Annotated in this window: 36 protein-coding genes; 34 read left to right on the forward strand and 2 right to left on the reverse strand. The window is 55.8% G+C overall.

The window, feature by feature from the left end:
• From H8B20_RS24075 to bfr, 31 genes are all read left to right on the forward strand, one after another.
• A partial coding sequence (locus H8B20_RS24075; protein WP_241866079.1) for an EF-Tu C-terminal domain-related protein occupies positions 1–734 on the forward strand: 734 nt, incomplete at its 5' end.
• A 154-nt stretch (positions 735–888) separates the two neighbouring features.
• Complete coding sequence (gene rpsJ, locus H8B20_RS24080) at positions 889–1,200, forward strand: 30S ribosomal protein S10 (RefSeq protein ID WP_003186070.1); 312 nt, start codon at positions 889–891, stop codon at positions 1,198–1,200.
• Positions 1,201–1,280: 80 nt separating this feature from the next.
• A complete protein-coding gene (gene rplC / locus H8B20_RS24085) occupies positions 1,281–1,916 on the forward strand; it encodes a 50S ribosomal protein L3 (RefSeq protein WP_007253310.1) in 636 nt (211 codons plus the stop codon).
• Positions 1,917–1,928: 12 nt separating this feature from the next.
• Positions 1,929–2,531, forward strand: a complete 603-nt coding sequence (gene rplD / locus H8B20_RS24090; protein WP_003228735.1) for a 50S ribosomal protein L4 — start codon at positions 1,929–1,931, stop codon at positions 2,529–2,531.
• Complete coding sequence (gene rplW / locus H8B20_RS24095; RefSeq protein ID WP_002555488.1) at positions 2,528–2,827, forward strand: 50S ribosomal protein L23; 300 nt, start codon at positions 2,528–2,530, stop codon at positions 2,825–2,827. Before rplD ends, rplW begins: the two co-directional genes overlap by 4 nt.
• Positions 2,828–2,841: 14 nt before the next feature.
• Entirely contained in the window at positions 2,842–3,666 is an 825-nt protein-coding gene (gene rplB / locus H8B20_RS24100) for a 50S ribosomal protein L2 (protein WP_042561342.1), read from the forward strand.
• Between the two features lie 16 nt (positions 3,667–3,682).
• Positions 3,683–3,958, forward strand: a complete 276-nt coding sequence (gene rpsS, locus H8B20_RS24105) for a 30S ribosomal protein S19 (RefSeq protein ID WP_003228731.1) — start codon at positions 3,683–3,685, stop codon at positions 3,956–3,958.
• An 11-nt stretch (positions 3,959–3,969) separates the two neighbouring features.
• Entirely contained in the window at positions 3,970–4,302 is a 333-nt protein-coding gene (rplV, locus tag H8B20_RS24110; protein ID WP_003103908.1) for a 50S ribosomal protein L22, read from the forward strand.
• Between the two features lie 13 nt (positions 4,303–4,315).
• Entirely contained in the window at positions 4,316–5,002 is a 687-nt protein-coding gene (gene rpsC / locus H8B20_RS24115) for a 30S ribosomal protein S3 (RefSeq protein WP_003176422.1), read from the forward strand.
• 12 nt (positions 5,003–5,014) lie between these two features.
• Entirely contained in the window at positions 5,015–5,428 is a 414-nt protein-coding gene (gene rplP, locus H8B20_RS24120) for a 50S ribosomal protein L16 (RefSeq protein WP_003232424.1), read from the forward strand.
• Positions 5,428–5,619, forward strand: a complete 192-nt coding sequence (gene rpmC / locus H8B20_RS24125) for a 50S ribosomal protein L29 (RefSeq protein WP_002555481.1) — start codon at positions 5,428–5,430, stop codon at positions 5,617–5,619. The genes rplP and rpmC overlap by 1 nt, the downstream gene beginning before the upstream one ends.
• Positions 5,620–5,621: 2 nt before the next feature.
• Complete coding sequence (gene rpsQ, locus H8B20_RS24130; protein ID WP_003194644.1) at positions 5,622–5,888, forward strand: 30S ribosomal protein S17; 267 nt, start codon at positions 5,622–5,624, stop codon at positions 5,886–5,888.
• 23 nt (positions 5,889–5,911) lie between these two features.
• A complete protein-coding gene (gene rplN / locus H8B20_RS24135; RefSeq protein WP_002555479.1) occupies positions 5,912–6,280 on the forward strand; it encodes a 50S ribosomal protein L14 in 369 nt (122 codons plus the stop codon).
• A gap of 11 nt (positions 6,281–6,291) precedes the next feature.
• Complete coding sequence (gene rplX, locus H8B20_RS24140) at positions 6,292–6,606, forward strand: 50S ribosomal protein L24 (protein ID WP_042561341.1); 315 nt, start codon at positions 6,292–6,294, stop codon at positions 6,604–6,606.
• Positions 6,607–6,626: 20 nt separating this feature from the next.
• Positions 6,627–7,166, forward strand: coding sequence for a 50S ribosomal protein L5 (rplE, locus tag H8B20_RS24145; protein WP_003210069.1), 540 nt, complete (start codon positions 6,627–6,629; stop codon positions 7,164–7,166).
• Positions 7,167–7,179: 13 nt separating this feature from the next.
• On the forward strand, positions 7,180–7,485 hold the full coding sequence (gene rpsN, locus H8B20_RS24150; protein ID WP_003228726.1) for a 30S ribosomal protein S14: 306 nt from the start codon (positions 7,180–7,182) through the stop codon (positions 7,483–7,485).
• 209 nt (positions 7,486–7,694) lie between these two features.
• Positions 7,695–8,087, forward strand: a complete 393-nt coding sequence (gene rpsH, locus H8B20_RS24155; protein WP_007966178.1) for a 30S ribosomal protein S8 — start codon at positions 7,695–7,697, stop codon at positions 8,085–8,087.
• Between the two features lie 12 nt (positions 8,088–8,099).
• Entirely contained in the window at positions 8,100–8,633 is a 534-nt protein-coding gene (rplF, locus tag H8B20_RS24160; RefSeq protein ID WP_003176412.1) for a 50S ribosomal protein L6, read from the forward strand.
• Between the two features lie 10 nt (positions 8,634–8,643).
• Positions 8,644–8,994, forward strand: a complete 351-nt coding sequence (rplR, locus tag H8B20_RS24165) for a 50S ribosomal protein L18 (protein WP_003186037.1) — start codon at positions 8,644–8,646, stop codon at positions 8,992–8,994.
• 3 nt (positions 8,995–8,997) lie between these two features.
• A complete protein-coding gene (gene rpsE / locus H8B20_RS24170) occupies positions 8,998–9,498 on the forward strand; it encodes a 30S ribosomal protein S5 (protein WP_003176409.1) in 501 nt (166 codons plus the stop codon).
• A 2-nt stretch (positions 9,499–9,500) separates the two neighbouring features.
• Positions 9,501–9,677, forward strand: coding sequence for a 50S ribosomal protein L30 (gene rpmD / locus H8B20_RS24175; RefSeq protein ID WP_003176408.1), 177 nt, complete (start codon positions 9,501–9,503; stop codon positions 9,675–9,677).
• Positions 9,678–9,680: 3 nt separating this feature from the next.
• A complete protein-coding gene (rplO, locus tag H8B20_RS24180) occupies positions 9,681–10,118 on the forward strand; it encodes a 50S ribosomal protein L15 (RefSeq protein WP_042561340.1) in 438 nt (145 codons plus the stop codon).
• Positions 10,119–11,447, forward strand: coding sequence for a preprotein translocase subunit SecY (gene secY, locus H8B20_RS24185; RefSeq protein ID WP_042561339.1), 1,329 nt, complete (start codon positions 10,119–10,121; stop codon positions 11,445–11,447).
• 27 nt (positions 11,448–11,474) lie between these two features.
• On the forward strand, positions 11,475–11,591 hold the full coding sequence (gene rpmJ / locus H8B20_RS24190) for a 50S ribosomal protein L36 (protein ID WP_002555468.1): 117 nt from the start codon (positions 11,475–11,477) through the stop codon (positions 11,589–11,591).
• Between the two features lie 129 nt (positions 11,592–11,720).
• A complete protein-coding gene (gene rpsM / locus H8B20_RS24195; RefSeq protein WP_009045849.1) occupies positions 11,721–12,077 on the forward strand; it encodes a 30S ribosomal protein S13 in 357 nt (118 codons plus the stop codon).
• Between the two features lie 30 nt (positions 12,078–12,107).
• Positions 12,108–12,497 carry a 30S ribosomal protein S11 gene (gene rpsK, locus H8B20_RS24200; protein WP_002555466.1) on the forward strand — a complete coding sequence of 130 codons (390 nt, stop codon included), beginning with the start codon at positions 12,108–12,110 and terminating at the stop codon, positions 12,495–12,497.
• Between the two features lie 18 nt (positions 12,498–12,515).
• Complete coding sequence (gene rpsD, locus H8B20_RS24205) at positions 12,516–13,136, forward strand: 30S ribosomal protein S4 (RefSeq protein WP_003176404.1); 621 nt, start codon at positions 12,516–12,518, stop codon at positions 13,134–13,136.
• A 22-nt stretch (positions 13,137–13,158) separates the two neighbouring features.
• Entirely contained in the window at positions 13,159–14,160 is a 1,002-nt protein-coding gene (locus tag H8B20_RS24210; protein WP_003186012.1) for a DNA-directed RNA polymerase subunit alpha, read from the forward strand.
• Between the two features lie 42 nt (positions 14,161–14,202).
• On the forward strand, positions 14,203–14,589 hold the full coding sequence (rplQ, locus tag H8B20_RS24215) for a 50S ribosomal protein L17 (RefSeq protein ID WP_042561338.1): 387 nt from the start codon (positions 14,203–14,205) through the stop codon (positions 14,587–14,589).
• A gap of 240 nt (positions 14,590–14,829) precedes the next feature.
• Complete coding sequence (locus H8B20_RS24220; RefSeq protein ID WP_042561337.1) at positions 14,830–16,284, forward strand: catalase; 1,455 nt, start codon at positions 14,830–14,832, stop codon at positions 16,282–16,284.
• Between the two features lie 149 nt (positions 16,285–16,433).
• Positions 16,434–16,901 carry a bacterioferritin gene (gene bfr / locus H8B20_RS24225; RefSeq protein ID WP_047303712.1) on the forward strand — a complete coding sequence of 156 codons (468 nt, stop codon included), beginning with the start codon at positions 16,434–16,436 and terminating at the stop codon, positions 16,899–16,901.
• Positions 16,902–16,965: 64 nt separating this feature from the next.
• Here bfr and uvrA read toward each other — a convergent pair whose 3' ends face one another.
• Positions 16,966–19,800 carry an excinuclease ABC subunit UvrA gene (uvrA, locus tag H8B20_RS24230; protein ID WP_210624827.1) on the reverse strand — a complete coding sequence of 945 codons (2,835 nt, stop codon included), beginning with the start codon at positions 19,798–19,800 and terminating at the stop codon, positions 16,966–16,968.
• 191 nt (positions 19,801–19,991) lie between these two features.
• Here uvrA and H8B20_RS24235 point away from each other — a divergent pair, with 191 nt between their 5' ends.
• From H8B20_RS24235 to H8B20_RS24245, 3 genes are all read left to right on the forward strand, one after another.
• The gene (locus tag H8B20_RS24235) at positions 19,992–21,389 is read left to right on the forward strand and encodes an MFS transporter (protein ID WP_210624828.1); all 1,398 of its coding nucleotides are present in this window, start codon (positions 19,992–19,994) and stop codon (positions 21,387–21,389) included.
• A 9-nt stretch (positions 21,390–21,398) separates the two neighbouring features.
• Entirely contained in the window at positions 21,399–21,923 is a 525-nt protein-coding gene (locus H8B20_RS24240) for a single-stranded DNA-binding protein (protein WP_042561333.1), read from the forward strand.
• 262 nt (positions 21,924–22,185) lie between these two features.
• The gene (locus tag H8B20_RS24245) at positions 22,186–23,391 is read left to right on the forward strand and encodes an acyltransferase family protein (protein WP_210624829.1); all 1,206 of its coding nucleotides are present in this window, start codon (positions 22,186–22,188) and stop codon (positions 23,389–23,391) included.
• 74 nt (positions 23,392–23,465) lie between these two features.
• On the opposite strand, the gene H8B20_RS24250 is transcribed toward H8B20_RS24245, so the two are convergent.
• Positions 23,466–24,623, reverse strand: a complete 1,158-nt coding sequence (locus H8B20_RS24250) for a glutathionylspermidine synthase family protein (protein ID WP_210624830.1) — start codon at positions 24,621–24,623, stop codon at positions 23,466–23,468.
• Position 24,624: the final 1 nt, after the last annotated feature.

Raw genomic sequence — 24,624 nt, forward strand, 5'->3', positions numbered from 1 at the left:
TTCGCGACCTGCTGTCCACCTATGACTTCCCAGGCGACGACACTCCGATCATCATCGGTTCGGCTCGTATGGCTCTGGAAGGCAAAGACGACAACGAAATGGGCACCACTGCCGTTCGTAAGCTGGTGGAAACTCTGGATACCTACATTCCGGATCCAGTTCGCGTAATCGACAAGCCGTTCCTGATGCCAATCGAAGACGTATTCTCGATCTCGGGTCGCGGTACTGTTGTAACTGGCCGTATCGAGCGCGGTATCGTTCGCGTTCAGGATCCATTGGAAATCGTTGGTCTGCGTGACACTACTGTCACCACCTGCACCGGTGTTGAAATGTTCCGTAAGCTGCTCGACGAAGGTCGTGCTGGCGAGAACTGTGGCGTGCTGCTGCGCGGCACCAAGCGTGACGACGTAGAGCGTGGTCAGGTTCTGGTTAAGCCGGGTTCGGTTAAGCCGCACACTACCTTCGAAGCTGAAGTGTACGTGTTGAGCAAAGAAGAAGGCGGTCGTCACACTCCGTTCTTCAAAGGCTACCGTCCACAGTTCTACTTCCGGACCACTGACGTGACCGGTAACTGCGAACTGCCGGAAGGCGTTGAAATGGTAATGCCGGGCGACAACATCAAAATGGTTGTCACCCTGATCAAGACCATCGCAATGGAAGACGGTCTGCGTTTCGCTATCCGTGAAGGCGGTCGTACCGTCGGCGCTGGCGTCGTAGCCAAAATCATCGCCTAACTCTTTTGAGTTAAATGATGAATTGAAGAAAGCCTCCGCTTAGCGGGGGCTTTTTTTATTGGGTTGACACCAATCTGGGGCGTCTATAGAATTGCGCCTCCTTTTAACGGGCGTATTGCGCTCGGTGGGAATAGCAGCCGGAGTCTGAAATCCAATGCAAAATCAGCAAATCCGTATCAGGTTGAAGGCTTTTGACCATCGCCTGATCGACCAATCCACCCAGGAAATCGTGGAAACCGCGAAACGTACTGGTGCTCAAGTGCGTGGTCCAATTCCACTGCCTACCCGTAAAGAGCGGTTCACCGTTCTGGTCTCCCCGCACGTCAACAAAGACGCGCGTGACCAGTACGAGATCCGTACTCATAAGCGCGTTCTGGACATCGTCCAGCCAACGGATAAAACCGTTGATGCACTTATGAAGCTTGATCTTGCGGCCGGTGTGGAAGTGCAGATCAGCCTCGGCTAAGACTCGGTCTTAGTCGTGTAACGCTCTGAAATGGGCGGCCATAGCGGGTGAAAGCCCCGTACACTCATGAGGTTTACAACATGACTATTGGTGTAGTCGGTCGTAAATGCGGTATGACCCGTATTTTCACCGAAGAAGGTGTCTCCATTCCGGTCACGGTCATTGAGATCGAACCGAATCGCGTCACCCAGTTCAAAACTGAAGAGACCGATGGCTATCGTGCAGTGCAAGTCACTGTAGGCGAGCGTCGTGCTTCGCGTGTTACAGCTGCTCAGGCTGGCCACTTCGCTAAGGCGAACGTTGCCGCTGGTCGCACTGTCATGGAGTTCCGTCTTGAAGAAGGCGACTACCAGGCTGGCGATCTGATCAACGCTGAAATCTTCGCCGCTGGTCAACTGGTTGATGTAACCGGTCAGTCCAAGGGTAAGGGCTTCCAGGGTACGATCAAGCGTTGGAATTTCCGCGGGCAAGATAACACCCACGGTAACTCCGTATCCCACCGCGTCCCAGGCTCTATCGGCCAGTGCCAGACTCCTGGTCGTGTATTCAAGGGCAAAAAAATGTCCGGTCATATGGGCGCTGAGCGCGTGACCGTGCAGTCCCTGGAAGTAGTGCGCGTGGACGCTGAACGCAATCTGTTGTTGGTCAAGGGTGCTGTTCCTGGCGCTACTGGCGGCAACCTGGTTGTACGTCCAGCAGCCAAGGCTCGCGGTTAAGGGGAAGCTGACATGCAATTAAATGTAAATGACGCTCAAGCGATCGAAGTTTCCGAACTGACATTTGGCGGCGAATTCAACGAGACGCTGGTTCACCAAGCAGTCGTGGCCTACATGGCCGGCGGCCGTCAAGGTAGCAAGCAGCAAAAGACCCGTTCCGACGTTCGTGGTGGCGGTAAGCGCCCATGGCGTCAGAAAGGTACTGGCCGTGCTCGTGCCGGTACTATCCGTAGCCCAATCTGGCGTGGCGGCGGTACCACTTTCGCAGCTCGTCCGCAGGATCACTCCCAGAAGCTGAACAAGAAGATGTATCGCGCAGCAATGCGTTCCATCCTTGCTGAGCTGGTGCGTACTGATCGTCTGGTCGTGGTTCAGGATTTCGCTGTTGAAACTCCGAAAACCAAAGATCTGCTGGGCAAGCTGAACAACATGAGCCTGACCGATGTTCTCATCGTGTCGGACGCTGTTGATCAGAACCTGTACCTGGCTGCTCGTAACCTGCCGCACGTAGATGTACGTGACGTTCAAGGTTCCGATCCAGTTAGTCTGATCGCATACGACAAGGTGTTGATCACCGTGTCGGCCGTGAAGAAATTCGAGGAGCTGCTGGGATGAACCAGGAACGCGTATTTAAAGTTCTGCTTGGCCCGCACGTTTCCGAAAAGGCTACGGTTCTGGCTGACAAGAAGGGCCAGTTCGTTTTCAAGGTTGCAACTGACGCAACCAAGCTGGAAATCAAGAAGGCCGTCGAAAGCCTGTTCAGCGTGAAAGTTGAGCGTGTTACTACCCTGAACGTTCTGGGTAAGAGCAAGCGCACGGCTCGCGGTCTGGGCAAGCGCAATGACTGGAAGAAGGCAGTTATCTCCCTTCAGCCAGGCCAAGATCTCGATTTCAGCAGCAGTGCTGAGTAAGGAAGGGGTGCATCATGGCAATCGTTAAATGCAAACCGACTTCCCCTGGCCGCCGTTTTGTGGTCAAGGTGGTCAACCAGGAGCTGCATAAAGGCGCTCCTCACGCACCGCTGCTCGAGAAAAAATCGAAGACTGGTGGTCGTAACAACAATGGCCGTATTACTACCCGTCACATCGGTGGTGGTCATAAGCAGCATTATCGTATGGTCGATTTTCGTCGCAACGACAAAGATGGCATTCCAGCCACTGTTGAGCGTATTGAATACGATCCAAACCGTACTGCTCACATTGCTCTTATGTTGTACGCAGACGGCGAACGCCGTTACATCATCGCCCCTAAAGGCGTGAGTGCTGGCGACCAGCTGATTTCGGGTGCTTTGGCTCCGATCAAGCCAGGCAACCAGTTGCAACTGCGCAGCATTCCAGTTGGTAGCACCGTACACGGCATCGAATTGAAGCCAGGTAAAGGCGCACAGATCGCTCGTTCCGCTGGTGCCTCGGCTCAGCTGATCGCTCGTGAAGGTGTGTACGTTACCCTGCGTCTTCGCTCCGGTGAAATGCGTAAAGTCCTGGCTGAATGCCGTGCGACCCTGGGTGAAGTCTCGAACTCCGAGCACAGCCTGCGTTCGCTGGGTAAAGCTGGTGCCAAACGCTGGCGTGGCGTTCGCCCAACCGTTCGTGGTGTTGCCATGAACCCGGTTGACCACCCACATGGTGGTGGTGAAGGTCGTACCTCTGGTGGTCGTCATCCGGTATCGCCATGGGGCTTCCCGACTAAGGGCGCGAAGACTCGTGGTAATAAGCGTACCGACAAAATGATCGTCCGTCGTCGCAAGTAAATAGAGGGATACGACAGTGCCACGTTCTCTGAAAAAAGGTCCTTTTATTGATCTTCACCTACTGAAGAAGATCGAAGTGGCGGCGGAAAAGAACGATCGCAAACCAATTAAGACTTGGTCGCGTCGTTCGATGATCCTGCCACAAATGGTCGGTCTGACCATCGCAGTACACAACGGTCGTCAACACGTCCCAGTTCTCGTTAACGAAGACATGGTCGGCCACAAACTGGGCGAGTTTGCCGGTACCCGCACTTATCGTGGGCACGTGGCAGACAAGAAAGCCAAGCGTTAAGGGGTTAGGAAATGGAAGTAGCCGCTAAGTTGTCGGGCGCTCGAATCTCCGCCCAGAAAGCCCGCTTGGTCGCCGACCAGATTCGCGGGAAGAAGGTGGGCGAAGCGCTCAACTTGTTGGCTTTCAGCAGTAAGAAAGCCGCCGAGATCATGAAGAAAGTGCTGGAGTCGGCCGTAGCCAACGCCGAGCATAACGAAGGCGCAGACGTTGATGACCTGAAGGTCAGCACCGTTTTCGTCAACGAAGGGCGTTCGCTGAAGCGCATCATGCCACGTGCCAAAGGCCGTGCTGATCGCATCGTCAAGCGGTCTTGCCATATCACTGTCAAGGTTGCTGACAAGTAACGGAGTCGAAGAGATGGGTCAGAAAGTACATCCCATTGGCATTCGCCTGGGAATCGTCAAGGAGCACACCTCCGTCTGGTACGCAGACGGTCGGACTTATGCGGACTATTTGTTCGCTGATCTGAAGGTGCGTGAGTATCTCCAAGACAAACTAAAAAGCGCGTCCGTAAGCCGTATCGATATCCATCGTCCGGCGCAAACTGCACGTATCACCATCCACACTGCTCGTCCAGGTATCGTTATCGGGAAGAAAGGTGAAGATGTTGAGAAACTGCGTCAGGACCTGACCAAGCAAATGGGTGTGCCTGTGCACATCAATATCGAAGAGATCCGCAAGCCGGAGCTCGACGGTATGCTGGTTGCGCAGAGCGTAGCTCAGCAGCTGGAGCGTCGCGTAATGTTCCGTCGCGCTATGAAGCGCGCTGTTCAGAACGCCATGCGCATTGGTGCCAAAGGCATCAAAATCCAAGTGAGCGGTCGTCTCGGCGGTGCTGAAATCGCACGTACTGAATGGTATCGCGAAGGGCGTGTGCCATTGCACACCCTGCGTGCCGACATCGACTATGCCAACTACGAAGCTCACACCACTTACGGTGTGATCGGTGTAAAGGTTTGGATCTTCAAAGGCGAAGTAATTGGTGGTCGCCAAGAAGAACTGAAACCACAAGCACCAGCGCCTCGTAAAAAAGCTGCTAAGTAAGGGGTACGCCAAATGTTGCAACCTAAGCGTACGAAGTTCCGCAAGCAGATGACAGGTCACAACCGTGGCCTGGCTCAGCGCGGTAGCAAAGTCAGCTTCGGCGAGTTCGCGCTGAAGTCTGTAGCTCGTGGTCGTCTCACCGCTCGTCAGATCGAGTCAGCGCGTCGTGCTCTGACCCGTCACGTTAAACGTGGCGGCAAGATCTGGATCCGTGTATTCCCGGACAAGCCGATTTCCAAAAAGCCCCTCGAAGTTCGGATGGGTAAAGGTAAGGGTAACGTGGAATACTGGGTAGCCCAGATTCAGCCAGGCAAAGTCCTGTATGAAATCGAGGGTGTAACTGAAGAGCTGGCGCGTGAGGCTTTTGCCCTGGCTGCTGCAAAGCTGCCGCTCGCCACCGCCTTTGTTAAACGGACGGTGATGTGATGAAAGCGAATGAACTTCGTGAAAAATCCGCACAGCAGCTGAACGAGCAACTGCTCGGCTTGCTGCGCGACCAGTTCAATCTGCGTATGCAGAAAGCAACTGGCCAGTTGGGGCAGTCTCATCTGCTCTCGCAAGTTAAGCGTGACATCGCTCGCGTGAAGACTGTGCTTAACCAGCAGGCAGGTAAGTGATCATGGCTGAAGCCGAAAAAACTGTCCGTACGCTGACTGGCCGTGTTGTCAGCGACAAGATGGACAAAACCATCACCGTTCTGATCGAGCGTCGCGTTAAGCACCCGATCTACGGTAAATATGTTAAGCGTTCGACTAAGCTGCACGCGCACGACGAAACCAATCAGTGCCATATCGGCGACAAAGTCACTATTCGTGAAACTCGTCCGATGGCCAAGACTAAGTCTTGGGCACTGGTTGATGTTCTCGAACGCGCTGTGGAAGTCTAAGGACTAGGGGTCGGAGAAATTATATGATTCAGACTCAATCCATGCTCGATGTGGCCGATAACAGCGGCGCTCGCCGTGTTATGTGCATCAAGGTGCTGGGTGGCTCCCATCGTCGTTACGCTGGTATCGGTGACATCATCAAAGTTACCGTGAAGGAAGCAATTCCTCGCGGTAAGGTGAAAAAAGGCCAAGTGATGACTGCTGTTGTAGTCCGCACTCGTCACGGCGTACGTCGTGCTGATGGCTCCATTATCCGCTTTGATGGCAACGCTGCTGTTCTTCTGAACAACAAGCAAGAGCCGATCGGCACCCGTATCTTTGGGCCAGTGACCCGTGAACTTCGTACTGAGAAGTTCATGAAGATCGTCTCGCTCGCCCCAGAAGTGCTGTAAGGAGATCCGACATGCAAAAGATTCGTCGTGACGACGAGATCATCGTGATCGCCGGCAAAGACAAAGGTAAGCGCGGTAAGGTGCTGAAGGTTCTTGCTGACAACCGTCTGGTTGTTGGTGGTCTGAACCTGGTCAAGCGTCATACCAAGCCTAACCCTATGTCGGGCGTACAAGGCGGTATCGTCGAGAAAGAAGCGCCACTGCACGCTTCTAACGTAGCCATCTTCAATGGCGAAACCAACAAGGCTGACCGCGTTGGTTTCAAAGTAGAAGAAGGTAAGAAAATTCGTGTCTTCAAGTCGACCCAAAAAGCGGTTGATGCTTGAACACTGCTAGGTAGAAGACCATGGCACGACTAAAAGAGATTTACCGGAAGGAAATCGCTCCGAAACTTAAGGAAGAACTTAAGCTTTCGAACGTGATGGAAGTTCCGCGCGTTACCAAAATCACCCTGAACATGGGTCTGGGCGAAGCGATCGGTGACAAAAAAGTCATCGAGCACGCTGTTGCTGACCTGGAAAAGATCACCGGCCAAAAAGTCGTTGTGACCTACGCTCGTAAATCCATCGCTGGCTTTAAAGTCCGCGAAGGATGGCCGATCGGTGTCAAGGTGACTCTGCGCCGTGAGCGTATGTATGAGTTCCTGGATCGTCTGCTGTCGATCTCCCTGCCTCGGGTTCGCGACTTCCGCGGCCTGAATGCCAAGTCCTTCGATGGTCGTGGTAACTACAGCATGGGCGTAAAAGAGCAGATCATTTTCCCGGAAATCGACTACGACAAGATCGATGCTCTCCGCGGTCTGGACATTACCCTGACCACCACTGCCAAGAACGATGATGAAGGCCGCGCTCTGCTGCGTGCTTTCAAATTCCCGTTCCGCAACTGATTGGAGTAGGAAAATGGCCAAGAAGAGCATGAAAAACCGTGAGCTGAAGCGTCAGCTCACTGTTGCCAAGTACGCCACCAAGCGTGCAGCGCTGAAAGCTATCATCGTTGATCTGAACGCAAGTCCAGAAGCACGTTGGGAAGCTACCGTAGCTCTGCAGAAGCAACCACGTGACGCAAGCGCTTCGCGCATGCGTAACCGTTGCCGCCTGACTGGTCGTCCGCACGGCGTTTACCGCAAGTTCGGCCTTGGCCGTAACAAGTTGCGTGAAGCTGCAATGCGTGGTGACGTTCCAGGTCTGGTTAAAGCCAGCTGGTAATCGCTGTCAAAGCCTCGATGGTCGGGTCCGCAAGAATCTGACTACCGGTGGCCTTGAATTTGAATCAAGCCCCTTTTGGGGCTTGATTCATTTCTGGGGTGTGTCTAGAATGACCGGCTCGCCTGAGCCCGTGTTTTTCATGCCCGGAAGTTCTCGGCGACAAGTAGTAGCCGCAAGGCTAATTTTTCTGTATTAGGAGCGTCTAGCCCATGAGTATGCAGGACCCGTTAGCGGACATGCTAACTCGAATCCGTAATGCCCAGATGGCTGAAAAGTCTGTCGTAAGCATGCCGTCTTCCACGCTGAAGGTGGCTGTAGCAAAAGTCCTGAAGGACGAAGGTTACATCGCGGATTTTCAGATCACCACCGACGCTAAGCCGTCGTTGTCCATCTCGCTGAAGTACTTCGAAGGCCGTCCGGTTATCGAAGAAGTGAAGCGCGTTAGTCGTCCAGGCCTGCGTCAGTACAAGTCCGTTGAAGATCTGCCGAAAGTTCGTGGCGGTCTTGGCGTGTCTATCGTCTCCACCAACAAAGGTGTGATGACGGATCGTGCTGCGCGCGCTGCCGGTGTCGGCGGCGAAGTTCTTTGCACTGTGTTCTAAGGGGGGATAAGCATGTCTCGCGTCGCTAAGAACCCCGTTAAGCTGCCAGCCGGTGTCGAAGTAAAATTCGCAGGCCAACAGCTTTCGGTGAAGGGTGCCAAGGGCACTCTTGAACTGAACATCCATTCGTCCGTTGAGATTGTTGAAGAAGCTGGTGAGCTGCGTTTCGCTGCTCGCAATGGCGATCAACAAACTCGCGCAATGGCCGGTACCACGCGTGCGTTGGTAAACAACATGGTCCAAGGCGTAAGCCAAGGCTTCGAGCGTAAGCTCCAGCTGGTCGGTGTTGGTTACAAAGCGCAAGCAAAAGGCACGGTTTTGAACCTTGCCCTTGGCTTCTCGCACCCAGTGGATTACGAACTGCCGGAAGGCATTACCGCTGAGACTCCTAGCCAGACCGATATCCTGATCAAGGGCATCGATAAGCAGCTGGTAGGTCAAGTGGCCGCTGAGATCCGCGACTTCCGTCCACCAGAGCCGTACAAAGGCAAAGGTGTGCGCTACGCGGACGAAGTCGTCCGTCGTAAAGAAGCCAAGAAGAAGTAGGGCATAGCAAATGACCGACAAAAAAGTTACTCGACTGCGTCGCGCTCGCAAAGCACGCCTGAAAATGCACGAACTCGAAGTCGTGCGTCTCTGCGTGTTCCGCTCGTCGCAGCACATCTACGCCCAGGTCATCTCGGCCGACGGCAACAAAGTCCTGGCAAGCGCCTCGACTTTGGATAAAGAACTGCGTGATGGTGCCACTGGCAACATCGACGCGGCCACAAAGGTTGGCCAGCTGGTCGCTACGCGTGCTAAGGCCGCTGGCGTCTCGCAAGTGGCTTTCGACCGCTCTGGCTTCAAGTATCACGGCCGCGTTAAAGCGCTGGCTGATGCTGCTCGTGAAGCTGGGCTGGAGTTCTAAGTTATGTCAAATAACGACCAAAAGCGCGACGAAGGCTACATTGAGAAGCTGGTTCAAGTTAACCGCGTAGCCAAAACCGTTAAAGGCGGCCGTATCTTCACTTTCACCGCGTTGACCGTGGTTGGTGATGGTAAAGGGCGTGTTGGCTTCGGCCGTGGCAAGTCACGTGAAGTGCCTGCTGCGATCCAGAAGGCAATGGAAGCTGCTCGCCGCAACATGATTCAAGTTGACCTGAACGGCACCACTCTGCAGTACGCAATGAAGTCCGCTCACGGCGCTTCGAAGGTGTACATGCAGCCTGCTTCTGAAGGTACCGGTATCATCGCTGGTGGCGCTATGCGTGCTGTCCTCGAAGTTGCTGGCGTTCAGAACGTTCTGGCCAAGTGCTACGGCTCGACTAACCCGGTAAACGTGGTTCACGCCACTTTCAAGGGTCTGAAAGCCATGCAATCTCCTGAGTCTATTGCCGCCAAGCGTGGCTTGACCGTCAAGGAGATCTTCTGATCATGGCTACCGTTAAAGTAACGCTGATCAAAAGCATGACCGGCCGCATCCCTAACCACAAATTGTGCGTTAAGGGTCTCGGTCTGCGTCGCATCGGTCACACTGTAGAAGTCCAGGATACTCCCGAGAATCGCGGGATGATCAACAAGGCTTACTACATGCTGCGTGTCGAGGGTTAATCGATGAAACTCAATGATCTGAGTCCAGCGCCGGGTTCCCGTCGTGAAAAGCATCGTCCGGGCCGTGGTATCGGTAGCGGTTTGGGTAAGACTGGTGGCCGCGGCCACAAAGGTCAGACCTCCCGCTCCGGTGGCACCATTGCTCCAGGCTTTGAAGGCGGTCAACAGCCGCTGCATCGTCGCCTGCCGAAGTTCGGTTTCGTTTCCCTGAAGGCTATGGATCGCGCAGAAGTGCGTCTGTCCGAGCTGGCTAAAGTGGAAGGCGACATCGTCACCGTGCAGTCCCTGAAAGATGCCAACGTGATTAACGTCAACGTACAGCGTGTGAAAATCATGCTGTCCGGTGAAGTGACTCGCGCTGTCACTATCGGCAAGGGAATCGGCGCCACCAAAGGTGCGCGTTCGGCTATCGAAGCAGCTGGCGGCAAGTTCGAGGAATAAATGGCTAAGCAAGGTGCTCTCTCTGCGCTCGGCAAAGGCGGTATGTCTGAACTCTGGGCTCGTCTGCGTTTTCTGTTCCTGGCGATTATCGTCTACCGAATAGGCGCACACATCCCGGTTCCAGGTATCAACCCGGACCGACTCGCAGAACTGTTTCGACAGAATGAGGGGACCATTCTTAGCTTGTTCAACATGTTCTCCGGCGGCGCGCTGGAAAGGATGAGCATCTTTGCACTGGGGATCATGCCGTACATTTCGGCATCGATCATCATGCAACTGATGACAGCCGTCAGCCCGCAGTTGGAACAGTTGAAGAAGGAAGGTGAAGCTGGGCGTCGCAAGATTGCTCAGTACACCCGCTACGGCACTGTCGTTCTCGCTCTCGTTCAGGCTATTGGCATGTCCATTGGTCTGGCGGGGCAGGGCGTATCGTTCACTGGTGACTTTGGCTTCCATTTCGTCGCGGTATCCACTTTTGTGGCTGGTGCGATGTTCATGATGTGGCTGGGTGAGCAGATTACTGAGCGTGGTGTTGGCAACGGTATCTCGATGTTGATTTTCGCAGGTATCGTCGCCGGTCTTCCGAGAGCGATCGGGCAGTCTTTCGAGTCTGCGCGTCAGGGTGACATCAACATTTTTGCCCTTGTTGCGATCGGTTTGCTGGCAGTAGCGATTATCGGTTTTGTGGTGTTCATTGAGCGTGGTCAGCGTCGTATTGCTGTTCACTACGCCAAGCGTCAGCAAGGCCGTAAGGTCTTCGCTGCGCAGACTAGCCACTTGCCGCTGAAGGTGAACATGGCCGGTGTTATTCCGGCTATTTTCGCGAGCAGCATTTTGCTGTTCCCGGCTTCGTTGGGTACCTGGTTCGGTCAGTCTGAAGGTTTGGGCTGGTTGCAGGACATCTCGCAGTCGATCGCTCCTGGTCAGCCGTTGAATATTCTGCTGTTTAGTGCAGGGATTATTTTCTTCTGCTTCTTCTATACGGCGTTGATGTTCAATCCGAAAGACGTAGCGGAAAACCTGAAGAAGTCCGGTGCCTTTATTCCGGGCATCCGTCCGGGCGAGCAGTCGGCGCGCTACATTGATGGCGTTCTGACTCGTTTGACCCTGTTCGGTGCTCTATATATGACGGCCGTATGTCTGTTGCCCCAGTTCCTGGTGGTTGCGGCAAACGTTCCGTTCTACCTTGGCGGGACCTCGTTGCTGATCGTGGTCGTGGTTGTGATGGACTTCATGTCCCAAGTACAATCGCACCTCGTTTCGCACCAGTACGAATCCCTGATGAAGAAAGCCAACCTGAAGGGTTACGGCAGCGGCATGTTGCGCTGAGTACCCATAAGGTTCGAGGAGTTGGTGATGAAAGTTCGTGCATCGGTGAAAAAGCTGTGCCGTAACTGCAAAATTATTCGCCGCGAAGGTGTTGTTCGAGTAATTTGCAGCGCGGAACCGCGTCACAAACAGCGCCAAGGCTGAGTGTGATCCGCTTGAAGCCCGGCAGCTAGTGCGCTGCCGGGTTGATTATTTGTTATTACAGCGATATTATCTCGCGCCCTATTTCTTGGCTTCCGGGGCGTAGGTAGCTGTCAATTGGAGTCCCACTGAATGGCCCGTATTGCAGGCGTTAACATTCCAGATAACAAGCACACTGTTATCTCGCTGACCTACATCTATGGTGTTGGTCGCACTACTGCGCAGAAAATTTGCGCAGAGACTGGGGTAAACCCAGCCGCAAAGATCAAAGATCTGAGCGACGAGCAGATTGAACAGTTGCGTGGCGAAGTGGCGAAGTTCACCACTGAAGGTGACCTGCGTCGCGAAATCAACATGAAAATCAAGCGTTTGATGGACCTCGGTTGCTACCGTGGTCTGCGTCATCGTCGTGGTCTTCCAGTGCGCGGTCAGCGTACCAAGACTAACGCGCGTACCCGTAAAGGTCCGCGTAAGCCGATCCGCAAGTAATCGCCCACGCGAATCGACAGGAAATTAATCATGGCAAAACCTGCTGCTCGTCCTCGTAAAAAAGTTAAAAAGACAGTGGTTGATGGCATCGCCCACATCCATGCTTCTTTTAACAACACAATCGTGACCATCACCGACCGTCAAGGTAACGCGCTTTCTTGGGCTACCTCTGGTGGTTCGGGTTTCCGCGGTTCCCGCAAGTCCACCCCGTTTGCTGCTCAAGTAGCTGCTGAACGTGCTGGTCAAGCTGCGCTGGAATATGGCCTGAAAAACCTCGACGTTAACGTCAAAGGTCCAGGTCCAGGTCGTGAGTCTGCTGTCCGTGCATTGAACGGCTGTGGCTATAAGATCGCCAGCATCACCGACGTGACGCCAATCCCGCACAACGGGTGCCGTCCGCCGAAGAAGCGCCGCGTGTAATCCAGGAGATTGTAAAGAATGGCTCGTTACATTGGTCCAAAATGCAAACTCGCTCGTCGCGAAGGCACCGATCTCTTCCTGAAGAGCGGCGTGCGCGCGATCGAATCGAAGTGCAACATTGAAGCAGCACCTGGTATCCACGGCCAACGCCGCGGTCGCCAGTCCGACTACGGCACCCAACTGCGTGAAAAGCAGAAGGTCCGTCGTATTTACGGCGTTCTCGAGCGTCAGTTCAGCGGCTACTACAAAGAAGCTGCTGGCAAGAAAGGTGCAACCGGTGAAAACCTGCTGCAACTGCTCGAATGCCGTCTGGACAACGTTGTATACCGTATGGGCTTTGGTTCGACTCGTGCCGAATCCCGCCAGCTGGTATCGCACAAGTCGATCAGCGTTAACGGTCAGACCGTAAACGTTCCGTCGTATCAGGTTCGTGCTGGTGACGTGGTTGCAGTTCGCGAGAAAGCAAAAAACCAGCTTCGCATTGTCCAAGCTCTCGATCTGTGTGCCCAACGTGGCCGCGTAGAATGGGTAGAAGTAGACACTGAGAAGAAGTCGGGCGTTTTCAAGAACGTTCCTGCTCGCAGTGATCTGTCCGCCGACATCAACGAAAGCCTGATTGTCGAGCTCTACTCCAAGTAAGGGCTAGAAAATAGGTGCATCCATGCAGATTTCGGTAAATGAGTTCCTGACACCCCGCCATATTGATGTGCAGGTTGTCAGTCCAACCCGCGCCAAGATCACTCTCGAGCCTCTCGAGCGTGGTTTTGGCCACACCCTGGGCAACGCGCTGCGACGCATCCTGTTGTCCTCAATGCCCGGCTGCGCAGTAGTCGAGGCCGAGATTGACGGTGTGCTCCACGAGTACAGCGCCATCGAAGGTGTACAGGAAGACGTAATTGAAATCCTGTTGAACCTTAAAGGTCTGGCCATCAAGCTGCACGGTCGTGACGAAGTTACGCTGACCTTGTCGAAGAAGGGTTCGGGGGTGGTTACCGCTGCCGATATTCAGCTGGATCATGATGTCGAGATCGTTAATCCCGATCACGTAATCGCTAACCTGGCGTCTAACGGCGCCCTGAACATGAAGCTCACTGTAGCTCGTGGTCGTGGTTATGAACCAGCCGACTCGCGTCAGAGCGATGAAGACGAAAGCCGCAGCATCGGTCGCTTGCAGCTTGACTCTTCGTTCAGCCCGGTTCGCCGTATCGCATACGTGGTGGAAAACGCCCGTGTCGAGCAGCGTACTAACCTGGACAAGCTGGTTATTGATCTGGAAACCAACGGTACTCTGGATCCTGAAGAGGCAATTCGCCGCGCTGCAACCATTCTGCAACAGCAGTTGGCTGCGTTCGTCGACCTCAAAGGTGACAGTGAGCCAGTGGTTGTCGAACAGGAAGACGAGATCGATCCGATCCTGCTTCGCCCGGTTGACGATCTGGAACTGACTGTACGTTCGGCTAACTGCCTTAAGGCGGAAAACATCTACTACATCGGTGACCTGATTCAGCGTACCGAAGTAGAGCTGTTGAAGACTCCGAACCTGGGTAAGAAATCCTTGACAGAAATCAAGGACGTTCTGGCCTCCCGCGGTCTGTCCCTCGGCATGCGCCTCGACAACTGGCCGCCTGCAAGTCTTAAGAAGGACGACAAGGCGACTGCCTGATCGTCGTAATCACCGAACGTAGTGTTTGGTAAGGAATGAACCATGCGTCATCGTAAAAGTGGTCGTCACCTGAGCCGCACCAGCTCGCACCGCAAGGCCATGTTCCAAAACATGGCGGTGTCGCTGTTCGAGCACGAGCTGATCAAAACTACACTGCCGAAAGCTAAAGAACTGCGTCGCGTTGCTGAGCCGCTGATCACTTTGGCCAAGACAGACAGCCTGGCTAACCGCCGTTTGGTTTTCGACCGTACTCGTTCGAAAGCTATCGTTGGTAAGCTCTTCAACGACCTGGGCAAGCGTTACGCTACCCGTGAGGGTGGCTACCTGCGCATCCTCAAGTGCGGCTTCCGCACTGGCGACAACGCGCCTATGGCGTACGTCGAGTTGGTTGATCGTGCTACCGGCGGTGAAGCTGTATCCGCTGAGTAAGACGTCAGTCTGAAACGAAGAACCGGGCCTAGTGCCCGGTTTTTTGTGCCTGTAAGAAAATGCTTGATTTGTACAAGCTTGCGGCTCCCCTCTTTTGTCATCGTGTGCGGGAAATGATCATTAGTAATTTTCTATCGATGTCTGCAAGGCAATGAATTTGTAGGTGTCACGTTAATGATCAATACTTCCCACCAAGCCGATTAGCCGGCAGTTTGAAGACTGAAAGAGGAAGAAGACCGTATGAGCCAGATGAAAACGCTTACGACCGCCAGTGGCGCTCCAGTCGCTGATAACCAGAATTCTCGCTCTGCCGGCCCGCGCGGCCCGCTTCTGCTCGACGATTTTCACTTGATCGAGAAGCTCGCCCACTTCAACCGTGAGAACATTCCTGAGCGCCGCGTACATGCCAAGGGCTCAGGTGCTTACGGTACGTTCACTGTTACTGGCGATATCACCCAGTACACCAGCGCCAAGCTGTTCGAGTCTGTGGGCAAGCAAACTCCGACCTTTCTGCGATTCTCCACTGTCGGTGGCGAGCGTGGATCGGCTGATACCGAGCGCGATCCCCGTGGTTTCGCTTTGAAGTTTTATACCGAAGAAGGCAACTGGGACATCGTTGGCAACAACACGCCAGTGTTCTTTATTCGTGATCCCCTGAAGTTTCCAGACTTCATCCACACTCAAAAGCGTATGCCACAAAGCAACCTGAAAAGTGCGCAAATGATGTGGGACTTCTGGTCGCATTCACCCGAAGCGCTGCACCAGGTCACGATTCTGTTCTCTGATCGCGGTATTCCCGACGGCTACCGTCACATGCATGGCTTCGGCAGCCACACGTACAGCCTGATCAGCGCGCAGGGCGAGCGTCACTGGGTGAAGTGGCACTACAAGACCAAGCAAGGGATCAAAAACCTCACACCGGCAGATGCTGCGCGTCTGGCGGGCACCGATCCGGATTACGCCCAGCGTGACCTGTTCGAGGCGATCGAGCGCGGTGACTTCCCGAAATGGCGCGTGTGTATCCAGATCATGACCGAGGCTCAAGCTGCGGCGCATTTCGAGAACCCGTTCGATGTCACCAAGACCTGGTCGCAGAAAGAATTCCCGCTGATCGAAGTGGGTGAGCTGGAATTGAACCGCAATCCGCTGAATTACTTTGCCGAAGTCGAGCAAGCCGCATTCGGCCCAAGCAACATGGTTCCAGGCGTCGGTCTCTCGCCTGACCGCATGCTGCAAGGTCGTGTGTTCGCTTACGCTGATGCCCATCGCTACCGTGTCGGCACCAACCACCAGCAATTGCCGGTAAATGCTCCGCGCAGTCCGGTGAATACCTATCAGCGTGATGGCTCGATGGCTTTTGGCAGCAACGGTGGTGCGGCGCCCAACTACGAGCCGAACAGCCACATCGAGTCGCCAAAGCAAGCGCCACATTATGCTGAACCTGCCCTGAGCTTGAGCGGTGCTGCTGATCGTTACGATCACCGCGAAGACACCGACTACTACAGCCACGCCGGTGCGCTGTTCCGCTTGATGAGTGACGAGCAAAAAGCTCTGTTGGTCAGCAACATTGCCGGGGCAATGAGCGGGGTTTCGCCTGACGTCGTAGACCGCCAGTTGCAGCACTTTTACAAAGCCGATCCGGCGTATGGAGAAGCAATCGCAAAGCTGCTCAACGTACAGCTTAACGAAGTCTAAACGAGAAGCAGAACCGCCCTCATTTGGGCGGTTTTTGCGTTATTTAGGCCTCATTTCTCAGAATATCTTCGCTTTTATTGCGTAGAAAGGGTGACCTCCCGGTCCGGTTGGTTCAAACTACAGCCTTTCAAGCAGGGAGATGTAGGGCGATGCAAGGCCACCCAGACGTAATCGATTACCTCAACACGTTGCTGACCGGCGAACTGGCTGCGCGTGACCAATATTTCGTTCATTCGCGGATGTATGAGGACTGGGGGTTCACCAAGCTCTACGAGCGAATCAACCATGAGATGGAAGAAGAGGCTGGTCACGCCGATGCGTTGATGCGCCGGATTCTGATGCTTGAAGGCACACCGCGTATGCGTCCGGATGATCTGGATGTTGGCACCACGGTGCCGGAAATGCTCGAAGCGGATCTGCGCCTTGAGTACAAAGTGCGCGCTGCGCTGTGCAAAGGCATCGAGCTCTGCGAGCAACACAAAGACTACGTCAGTCGTGAGATCCTGCGGATTCAGCTGAACGACACCGAAGAAGATCACACCTACTGGCTGGAAAAGCAGTTGGGCCTGATCAAGCTCATCGGTCTCGAGAACTATCTGCAGTCGCATACTTCCTGATTGCAAACATATAAAAAAGCCCCTGTCACAGATGAAGTGACAGGGGCTTTTTCATGCCCGGTCTTTAGGCACGATCACGGATCAGCAACGGCTTGAGGTAGTAACCGGTGTGAGATTGCTTCATCTCGGCCACTTCCTCCGGTGTGCCGGTGGCTATGATCTGTCCACCCTTGGAACCGCCTTCAGGCCCGAGATCAACCAGCCAGTCAGCTGTCTTGATCACGTCCAGGTTGTGTTCTATCACCACCACGGTGTTGCCGTGATCGCGCAGGCGATGCAGCACGTCGAGCAATTGCTGGATATCCGCGAAGTGCAGTCCTGTGGTCGGCTCATCGAGGATGTACAGGGTCTTGCCGGTGTCGCGTTTGGATAACTCGCGTGACAGCTTGACCCGCTGCGCTTCACCGCCGGACAGCGTAGTCGCAGATTGCCCGAGCTTGATGTACGACAGCCCCACATCCATCAACGTTTGCAGCTTGCGCGCCAGCGCCGGCACCGCATCGAAGAACACCCGTGCTTCCTCGATCGTCATCTCGAGAGTTTCGTGGATGTTCTTGCCCTTGTACTTGATCTCAAGGGTTTCGCGGTTGTAGCGCTTGCTCTTGCACACGTCGCACGGCACATAGATGTCCGGCAGGAAGTGCATTTCCACCTTGATCAGACCGTCGCCCTGGCACGCTTCGCAGCGACCGCCCTTGACGTTGAACGAGAAACGCCCAGGCCCGTAACCGCGCGAGCGTGATTCCGGTACGCCGGCGAACAGTTCGCGGATTGGCGTGAACAGCCCGGTGTAAGTCGCCGGGTTGGAGCGCGGCGTACGGCCGATGGGGCTCTGGTCGATATCGACGACCTTGTCGAGGTGTTCCAGGCCTTTGATGCTGTCGTGTGCTGCAGCTTCCAGCGTGGTCGCACCGTTGAGTGCCGTGGCGCTCAGCGGGAACAGCGTGTTGTTGATCAGCGTCGATTTGCCCGAACCGGACACACCGGTCACGCACGTCAGCAGGCCGATCGGGATTTCCAGATCGACATTGCTCAAGTTGTTGCCGCGCGCGCCCTTGAGTGACAGGGTCAGCTTCTTGTTGCGTGGCGTGCGCTTGGCTGGCACTGCGATCTTCACCCGGCCCGATAGATACTTGCCGGTGAGCGAGTCCGGGTGCGCCATGACTTCGGCGGGCGTACCTTCGGCGACGATATGGCCGCCATGCACGCCAGCGCCCGGACCGATATCGACCACGTAATCGGCCAAACGGATGGCGTCTTCGTCGTGTTCGACGACGATCACCGTGTTGCCGATATCGCGCAGATGTTTGAGCGTACCGAGCAGTCGGTCGTTATCGCGCTGGTGCAGGCCGATCGACGGTTCGTCGAGGATGTACAACACGCCCACCAGGCCAGCACCGATCTGGCTGGCCAGACGAATTCGCTGGGCTTCACCGCCGGAAAGGGTGTCCGCGCTGCGGTCCAGCGACAGGTAGTCCAGCCCGACGTTAACCAGGAACTGCAGACGCTCGCGGATTTCCTTGAGGATCTTGTCGGCAATTTCGCCACGACGACCGGTCAGCTTCAGCGTGCCGAAATACTCGCAGGCATCGCCGATTGGCAGGTTGGTCACCGCCGGCAGAGTCTTCTCGCCGACCCAGACGTGCCGCGCCTCGCGACGCAGGCGGGTGCCCCGGCAATCCGGGCAGGACTGGGTACTGAGGAACTTGGCCAGCTCTTCACGCACGCTCGCCGATTCGGTCTCGCGGTAACGTCGCTCCAGGTTCGGCACGATGCCTTCGAACGGGTGCGAACGTTTGACGATATCGCCACGGTCGTTGAGGTATTTGAAGTCGACGTTCTGCGAGCCGCTGCCGTGCAGGATAGACTTTTGCTGATCGGCCGGCAGTTCGTTGAATGGCTTCTCCAGACTGAAACCATAGTGCGAGGCCAGCGAGCCGAGCATCTGGAAGTAATAGACGTTACGCCTGTCCCAGCCGCGGATCGCGCCTTCGGCCAGCGTCAGTTCGCCGTTGACCAGTCGCTTGATGTCGAAGAATTGCTTAACGCCCAGGCCATCGCAGGTCGGGCAGGCGCCGGCCGGGTTGTTGAAGGAGAACAGCTTGGGCTCGAGTTCGCTGATCGCATGGCCGCAGATCGGGCAGGCAAAGCGTGCCGAGAAGATCATCTCTTCGCCCGGTTCGTCGTCCATCGGCGCCACGAGGGCAATACCGTCCGCCAGTTTCAGTGCGGTCTCGAAAGACTCGGCCAGACGTTGCTGCAGATCGGCGCGAACCTTGAAGCGGTCGACGATTACATCGATCGAGTGCTTCTTCTGTTTATCCAGTTTCGGCAGCTCGTCGAGCTCGCAGATCCGGCCATTGACCCGGGCGCGGACGAAACCTTGCGCACGCAGTTCTTCAAAAACCGACAGGTGCTCGCCTTTGCGTTCGCGAATCACCGGTGCCAGCAGCATCAGTTTGCTGCCTTCCGGTTGCGCCAGCACCAGGTCGACCATTTGGCTGACGGTCTGCGCTTCCAGCGGAATATCGTGATCCGGGCAGCGCGGCGTACCGACGCGCGCATAGAGCAGGCGCAGGTAGTCGTAGATTTCGGTGATGGTGCCGACCGTGGAGCGCGGGTTGTGGGAGGTCGACTTCTGTTCGATGGAGATTGCCGGCGACAGGCCTTCAATGGTGTCGACGTCAGGTTTTTCCATCATCGACAGGAACTGCCGGGCGTAGGCCGACAGGGATTCGACATAGCGGCGCTGACCTTCGGCGTACAGGGTGTCGAAGGCCAGGGAAGACTTGCCGGATCCGGACAGGCCGGTGATGACGATCAGTTTGTCCCGTGGCAGGGTCAGGTCGATGTTCTTCAGGTTGTGGGTACGGGCCCCACGTATCAGGATCTTGTCCAAAGTGGCCTCGCTCGGCGGGCGTCGAAAACGTAGGAGTATACGGGCAAATACTGGATGGATGCACACTATCAAACCAAGCGTTTTTTGCCTTGTATGAAGAGAGTTTCATCTATGCGTGGCAAAGCGTCGCGATATACCCCGTCTTTCGATGGGACTGGTAGAATCGCCGCCGGTTCACACGAGGTTTTTCCATGCACGATCCCCACAGCGAACGCATGAGTGGCAGCGAGACCCGCGCAGCGAGCGGTCTGGCCCTGGTGTTCGCCTTCCGTATGCTTGGCATGTTCATGGTGTTGCCGGTGCTGGCGACCTACGGCATGGATCTGGCAGGGGCGACCCCGGCCCTGATTGGGTTGGCTATCGGCGCTTACGGCCTGACACAGGCGATTTTCCAGATTCCGTTCGGGTTCATTTCCGACCGCATCGGCCGCCGGCCAGTGATTTATCTGGGGCTGATCGTTTTCGCCCTCGGCAGTGTGCTGGCCTCTCAGGCCGACTCGATCTGGGGCGTGATCGCCGGGCGGATCCTGCAAGGCGCCGGGGCGATTTCCGCTGCGGTCATGGCGTTACTGTCTGACCTGACCCGTGAACAGCACCGCACCAAAGCGATGGCAATGATCGGCATGACCATTGGCCTGTCATTCGCCGTGGCCATGGTGGTCGGGCCGCTGCTGACCAGTGCCTTCGGCTTGTCCGGATTGTTTCTCGCCACTGGCGCGATGGCGCTGGTCGGAATCGTGATCGTCATGTTCATGGTGCCCAAGTCCACCGGGCCATTGCAGCATCGGGAGTCGGGCGTGGCGCGGCAGGCGTTGCTGCCGACGCTCAAGCATCCGGATCTGTTGCGCCTGGATCTGGGCATCTTTGTGTTACATGCCATGTTGATGTCGAGCTTCGTCGCGTTGCCCCTGGCACTGGTGGAAAAAGCCGGTTTGCCCAAGGAGCAGCACTGGTGGGTCTACCTGACGGCACTGCTGATTTCGTTCTTCGCCATGATCCCGTTCATCATCTATGGCGAGAAGAAACGCAAAATGAAACGAGTTTTGCTCGGCGCCGTCCTGACGCTGATGCTGACTGAGCTATTCTTCTGGCAGTTCGGTGACAGCTTGCGGGCTCTGGTGATGGGCACGGTGGTGTTTTTCACCGCGTTCAATCTGCTGGAGGCTTCATTGCCGTCGCTGATCAGCAAGGTTTCACCGGCGGGCGGGAAGGGCACGGCCATGGGCGTGTATTCCACCAGCCAGTTCCTCGGTTCGGCTCTCGGCGGGATACTCGGCGGCTGGTTGTTTCAGCATGGCGGTCTGTCGGTTGTGTTCCTTGGATGTGCCGGGCTGGCTGCCATATGGCTGGCCTTTGCTGTTACCATGCGCGAACCTCCCTACGTGACGAGCCTGCGCTTGCCGTTGTCGCCCGAGGCGATCCGCGAAGCGGGTCTGGTCGAGCGCCTCAAGGCCCTCGTAGGGGTAACCGATGCAGTGATAGTTGCTGATGAAGCGGCTGTTTACATCAAACTGGACAAAGAATTAGTGGATCGCGACACCCTCGAACGCCTGGTGAACAACCCGGCCGGGGCTGCTTGCGAAGCCTAGGAGAACGTTATGGCCCGTGGGGTTAACAAAGTCATATTGGTCGGCACTTGCGGCCAGGATCCCGAAGTTCGCTACCTGCCTAACGGTAACGCCGTGACCAACCTGAGTCTGGCAACCAGCGAACAGTGGACCGACAAGCAAACTGGTCAGAAGGTCGAGAAGACCGAATGGCACCGTGTTTCGATGTTTGGCAAGGTTGCAGAAATCGCTGGCGAATACCTGCGTAAAGGCTCGCAGGTTTACATCGAAGGCAAGCTGCAGACCCGTGAGTGGGAAAAAGACGGTATCAAGCGTTACACCACCGAAATCGTGGTCGACATGCAAGGCACCATGCAACTGCTCGGCGGCCGTCCACAACAGGGCGAGCAACAAGGCGGCGGCAACAACTATCAGCAGTCCGCTCCAGCGCCACGTCAGCAGGCTCCACGCCCGCAGCAGTCGGCTCCGCAACAGCGTTCGGCCCCGGCTCCACAGCAAGCCGCGCCGCAACCGGCTCCGGATTTCGACAGCTTTGATGACGATATCCCGTTCTGATTCGTGTCCTGAATCGCTCCGGATTTAGCCTCAGAACCCCCGCATTGCGGGGGTTTTGTGGTTTTGGCAGGGCTGAAATTGGCGGGCGCTCCATGAGATGACTGAACAGTCCCGGCGATTGCGGCAGTAAAGTTTTGTACTGAGCCTTGAAGGCGGGGCCAAGCCGATCCATGATCCGTCCCGGCGACTGGCGATCCAGTCGATTTTCTGCAAGAACAGGTCCCCCGGTGTAGGGGCTGTTCCATAACAACAAGAGAAACCCATGAGCAGTAGCAAGAACAAGGAAATCGAGTACCTGCGCGGCGTGGCGATCCTGATGACGGTTTTGGCTCATATCACTCTGATGTTGCCGTTCCATGCGGGGTTCTTTGGGAATTTGCTGAATGTGTACTCACCCTGGTCAGGGGTGGATCTGTTTTTCTGTATTTCCGGTTACGTGGTCAGCAAGGCCTATCTCGATTACTTTGACAAGAATCGCGAACAGAACCGGTTCGGCGTCGCCGCTACTTCTTTCTGGATCCGTCGCGCTTATCGTCTGCTGCCCACCGCGTGGCTATGGGTGCTGATACCGCTGGCGTTCTCGATCTTCTTCAACCAGTCGAATGCATTCCAGTCGTGGTTCGAGAACCTGCGCAGCTTTACCGCAGTCGCTACATTCTCGGGCAATCTGGCAAACCAGTATGGCGTGCTGCTGGGGCCGAATTCGGTGTACTGGAGCCTGGCGCTGGAAGAGCAGTTCTACTTTATCTTCCCGCTGTTCCTGTTGCTGATCACCTCTACGCGCTGGCGGGTAATCGCCTTGATCGCGCTGATTGCCGTGCAGTTTCCTCTGGATCGCAATGGCTTTGGCGCCCCACCCGCCCCGATGCTTTTCTCGTTCCGGCTGGACGCGATGATGTGGGGCATTCTGTTGTGCCTGTTCACGCGCACGTCCTTGTACAAGCAAATCGAGCCTGTGGCGCTGGGTGATAGCGTGTTCAAACGACTGGGCATCACGCTGTTTCTGCTTTACATGCTCGGCGCCATTGCCGGCCAGATGATCTCGATGCCGATCGCTGTCGGGCTGATTGCGCTGAATGCATTGATCCTGGTCTGGCTCTCCAGTTATCAAAAAGGCTACATCTACTGTCCGGCGATTTTGAGCGGGTTCGGACAATGGCTGGGGTCGCGCTCCTATGCGTTGTACGTCATTCACATGTTCGCCTACCACTTGAGCACTGAAATCTGGAGCCGCGTGGCCAGCGAGCGGGGCGTGGTGCTGGGCCCAGAGTTCACGGTGGAAATGGTACTCACCGCATTGGCGATCATGGCCGTGTGCAGTGAGTTGAACTACCGCTTCGTCGAGACGCCACTGCGCCGTCGGGGGGCGGAAATCTCGCGCCGCAGAATGGCCGGCATCGGCACCCACGAGGCGCCCAAAGAAAAGCCTCTGGCGGAAACGCCGGCTCGCTCTACCGAGCTTTCATAACCGCCAGAAACAAAAAACCCGTAGCGCTTCCACGCTACGGGTTTTTTGTTGCTGAAAATTTGCTCTTTAACAGCTCAGTCCAGGATCAGGTGCGGCAAGAACCGGCTCGAATCCTTGGTAATCAGACTGTTGTCCTCACGCACACCAATCCCCGCCGCTTGATCACCAATTACCCAGGAGCCGATCAGCGTGTAGCTGTCGTCAAACTTCGGCAATGGCGCAAACTCCTGCAGGATGAACGGCGCATCGGTGTAAGGCCCGTCTTCTTTGACGATCAGACCGTCCGCGGTTTGCAGCTCGATGTTGGCGCCTTCCCGGGAAAAGTACGGCTTGCGCACCCAGCCCCTGGGTACGGCGCTGGCCGGATTCGGATCGAGATGCGCCGCGAGCAGATTCGGATGGCCCTTGTGCAACTCCCACAGCAACGGCAGCGCGCCTTTGTTTGACAGGATCGCCTTCCACGCAGGCTCGAAAAACTGCGTATCGCACGCGGCAATTGCCGCGCCGAACGGCTCGTGGAAGATGAACTCCCAGGCGTGCAACTTGAACAGGTGCGGGATCCAGCGATCCTGCAGGTCGACGAAACGGCCGTCGGCACTGAGGCCAATGTCCTCGATGTCGATGTGCCGTGATTCGATGCCGACTTTTTCCGCGATCAGGCGCAGGTAGTCCGTGGTGCCCTTGTCTTCAACCGAGTCTTTCATCGAGGCGAAGTAGAACGGCCGCTTGAGCTGCAACTCGGCGAAGGCTTGGTGCAGTTTGGTGTCGATGCTGTTGAACTGGTCGGCATGGCTCGGCAGCGTGCCGCGCTCGATGCATTGCTCCAGCCAGCCCCACTGGAACGCCGCCGCTTCGTAGAGGCTGGTTGGCGTGTCGTAGTTGAGCTCCAGCAGTTTTGCCGGACCGTTTCCACTGTAGGAAAAGTCCATGCGTCCGTACAGATGCGGATGACCTTCCAGCCAGGACGTGCGGATCATGTCGTAGTACGCAGGCGGGATGCTCAGTCGATCAAGCAACTCTTCGCTACGCACTACGCGGTCGACCAGGTCCATGCACATCTCGTGCAGTTCGGTGGTCGGGTCTTCCAGATCATTTTCGATCTGCGCGAGCGTGAACTGGTAGTACGCGCTTTCGTCCCAGTAGGGCTCGTCGTCGATGGTGTGGAACATGAAACCGAGGCTCTCGGCTGTCTGTTTCCAGTCGGGGCGCTCGGCGCAGTGGATCTTTTTCATG

It is taken from the genome of Pseudomonas sp. P42 (assembly GCF_017973755.1).
Taxonomy (GTDB): domain Bacteria; phylum Pseudomonadota; class Gammaproteobacteria; order Pseudomonadales; family Pseudomonadaceae; genus Aquipseudomonas; species Aquipseudomonas iridis.

Bases quoted from the DNA above. Each gene is read 5' to 3' on its own strand.
- rplB (WP_042561342.1), top strand. From the start codon at position 2,842: ATGGCAATCGTTAAATGCAAACCGACTTCCCCTGGCCGCCGTTTTGTG.
- rpsH (WP_007966178.1), top strand. From the start codon at position 7,695: ATGAGTATGCAGGACCCGTTAGCGGACATGCTAACTCGAATCCGTAAT.
- rplR (WP_003186037.1), top strand. From the start codon at position 8,644: ATGACCGACAAAAAAGTTACTCGACTGCGTCGCGCTCGCAAAGCACGC.
- H8B20_RS24250 (WP_210624830.1), bottom strand. From the start codon at position 24,623: ATGAAAAAGATCCACTGCGCCGAGCGCCCCGACTGGAAACAGACAGCC.
- rpsM (WP_009045849.1), top strand. From the start codon at position 11,721: ATGGCCCGTATTGCAGGCGTTAACATTCCAGATAACAAGCACACTGTT.
- rpmC (WP_002555481.1), top strand. From the start codon at position 5,428: ATGAAAGCGAATGAACTTCGTGAAAAATCCGCACAGCAGCTGAACGAG.
- rpsK (WP_002555466.1), top strand. From the start codon at position 12,108: ATGGCAAAACCTGCTGCTCGTCCTCGTAAAAAAGTTAAAAAGACAGTG.
- rpmD (WP_003176408.1), top strand. From the start codon at position 9,501: ATGGCTACCGTTAAAGTAACGCTGATCAAAAGCATGACCGGCCGCATC.
- H8B20_RS24235 (WP_210624828.1), top strand. From the start codon at position 19,992: ATGCACGATCCCCACAGCGAACGCATGAGTGGCAGCGAGACCCGCGCA.
- rplN (WP_002555479.1), top strand. From the start codon at position 5,912: ATGATTCAGACTCAATCCATGCTCGATGTGGCCGATAACAGCGGCGCT.
- rplE (WP_003210069.1), top strand. From the start codon at position 6,627: ATGGCACGACTAAAAGAGATTTACCGGAAGGAAATCGCTCCGAAACTT.
- H8B20_RS24210 (WP_003186012.1), top strand. From the start codon at position 13,159: ATGCAGATTTCGGTAAATGAGTTCCTGACACCCCGCCATATTGATGTG.
- secY (WP_042561339.1), top strand. From the start codon at position 10,119: ATGGCTAAGCAAGGTGCTCTCTCTGCGCTCGGCAAAGGCGGTATGTCT.
- rplW (WP_002555488.1), top strand. From the start codon at position 2,528: ATGAACCAGGAACGCGTATTTAAAGTTCTGCTTGGCCCGCACGTTTCC.
- rplF (WP_003176412.1), top strand. From the start codon at position 8,100: ATGTCTCGCGTCGCTAAGAACCCCGTTAAGCTGCCAGCCGGTGTCGAA.
- rpsN (WP_003228726.1), top strand. From the start codon at position 7,180: ATGGCCAAGAAGAGCATGAAAAACCGTGAGCTGAAGCGTCAGCTCACT.
- rpsQ (WP_003194644.1), top strand. From the start codon at position 5,622: ATGGCTGAAGCCGAAAAAACTGTCCGTACGCTGACTGGCCGTGTTGTC.
- bfr (WP_047303712.1), top strand. From the start codon at position 16,434: ATGCAAGGCCACCCAGACGTAATCGATTACCTCAACACGTTGCTGACC.
- rplQ (WP_042561338.1), top strand. From the start codon at position 14,203: ATGCGTCATCGTAAAAGTGGTCGTCACCTGAGCCGCACCAGCTCGCAC.
- rpsD (WP_003176404.1), top strand. From the start codon at position 12,516: ATGGCTCGTTACATTGGTCCAAAATGCAAACTCGCTCGTCGCGAAGGC.
- H8B20_RS24240 (WP_042561333.1), top strand. From the start codon at position 21,399: ATGGCCCGTGGGGTTAACAAAGTCATATTGGTCGGCACTTGCGGCCAG.
- rplO (WP_042561340.1), top strand. From the start codon at position 9,681: ATGAAACTCAATGATCTGAGTCCAGCGCCGGGTTCCCGTCGTGAAAAG.
- rplV (WP_003103908.1), top strand. From the start codon at position 3,970: ATGGAAGTAGCCGCTAAGTTGTCGGGCGCTCGAATCTCCGCCCAGAAA.
- rplD (WP_003228735.1), top strand. From the start codon at position 1,929: ATGCAATTAAATGTAAATGACGCTCAAGCGATCGAAGTTTCCGAACTG.
- rplP (WP_003232424.1), top strand. From the start codon at position 5,015: ATGTTGCAACCTAAGCGTACGAAGTTCCGCAAGCAGATGACAGGTCAC.
- rpsJ (WP_003186070.1), top strand. From the start codon at position 889: ATGCAAAATCAGCAAATCCGTATCAGGTTGAAGGCTTTTGACCATCGC.
- H8B20_RS24220 (WP_042561337.1), top strand. From the start codon at position 14,830: ATGAGCCAGATGAAAACGCTTACGACCGCCAGTGGCGCTCCAGTCGCT.
- H8B20_RS24245 (WP_210624829.1), top strand. From the start codon at position 22,186: ATGAGCAGTAGCAAGAACAAGGAAATCGAGTACCTGCGCGGCGTGGCG.
- rplX (WP_042561341.1), top strand. From the start codon at position 6,292: ATGCAAAAGATTCGTCGTGACGACGAGATCATCGTGATCGCCGGCAAA.
- rpsE (WP_003176409.1), top strand. From the start codon at position 8,998: ATGTCAAATAACGACCAAAAGCGCGACGAAGGCTACATTGAGAAGCTG.
- rpmJ (WP_002555468.1), top strand. From the start codon at position 11,475: ATGAAAGTTCGTGCATCGGTGAAAAAGCTGTGCCGTAACTGCAAAATT.
- rplC (WP_007253310.1), top strand. From the start codon at position 1,281: ATGACTATTGGTGTAGTCGGTCGTAAATGCGGTATGACCCGTATTTTC.
- rpsC (WP_003176422.1), top strand. From the start codon at position 4,316: ATGGGTCAGAAAGTACATCCCATTGGCATTCGCCTGGGAATCGTCAAG.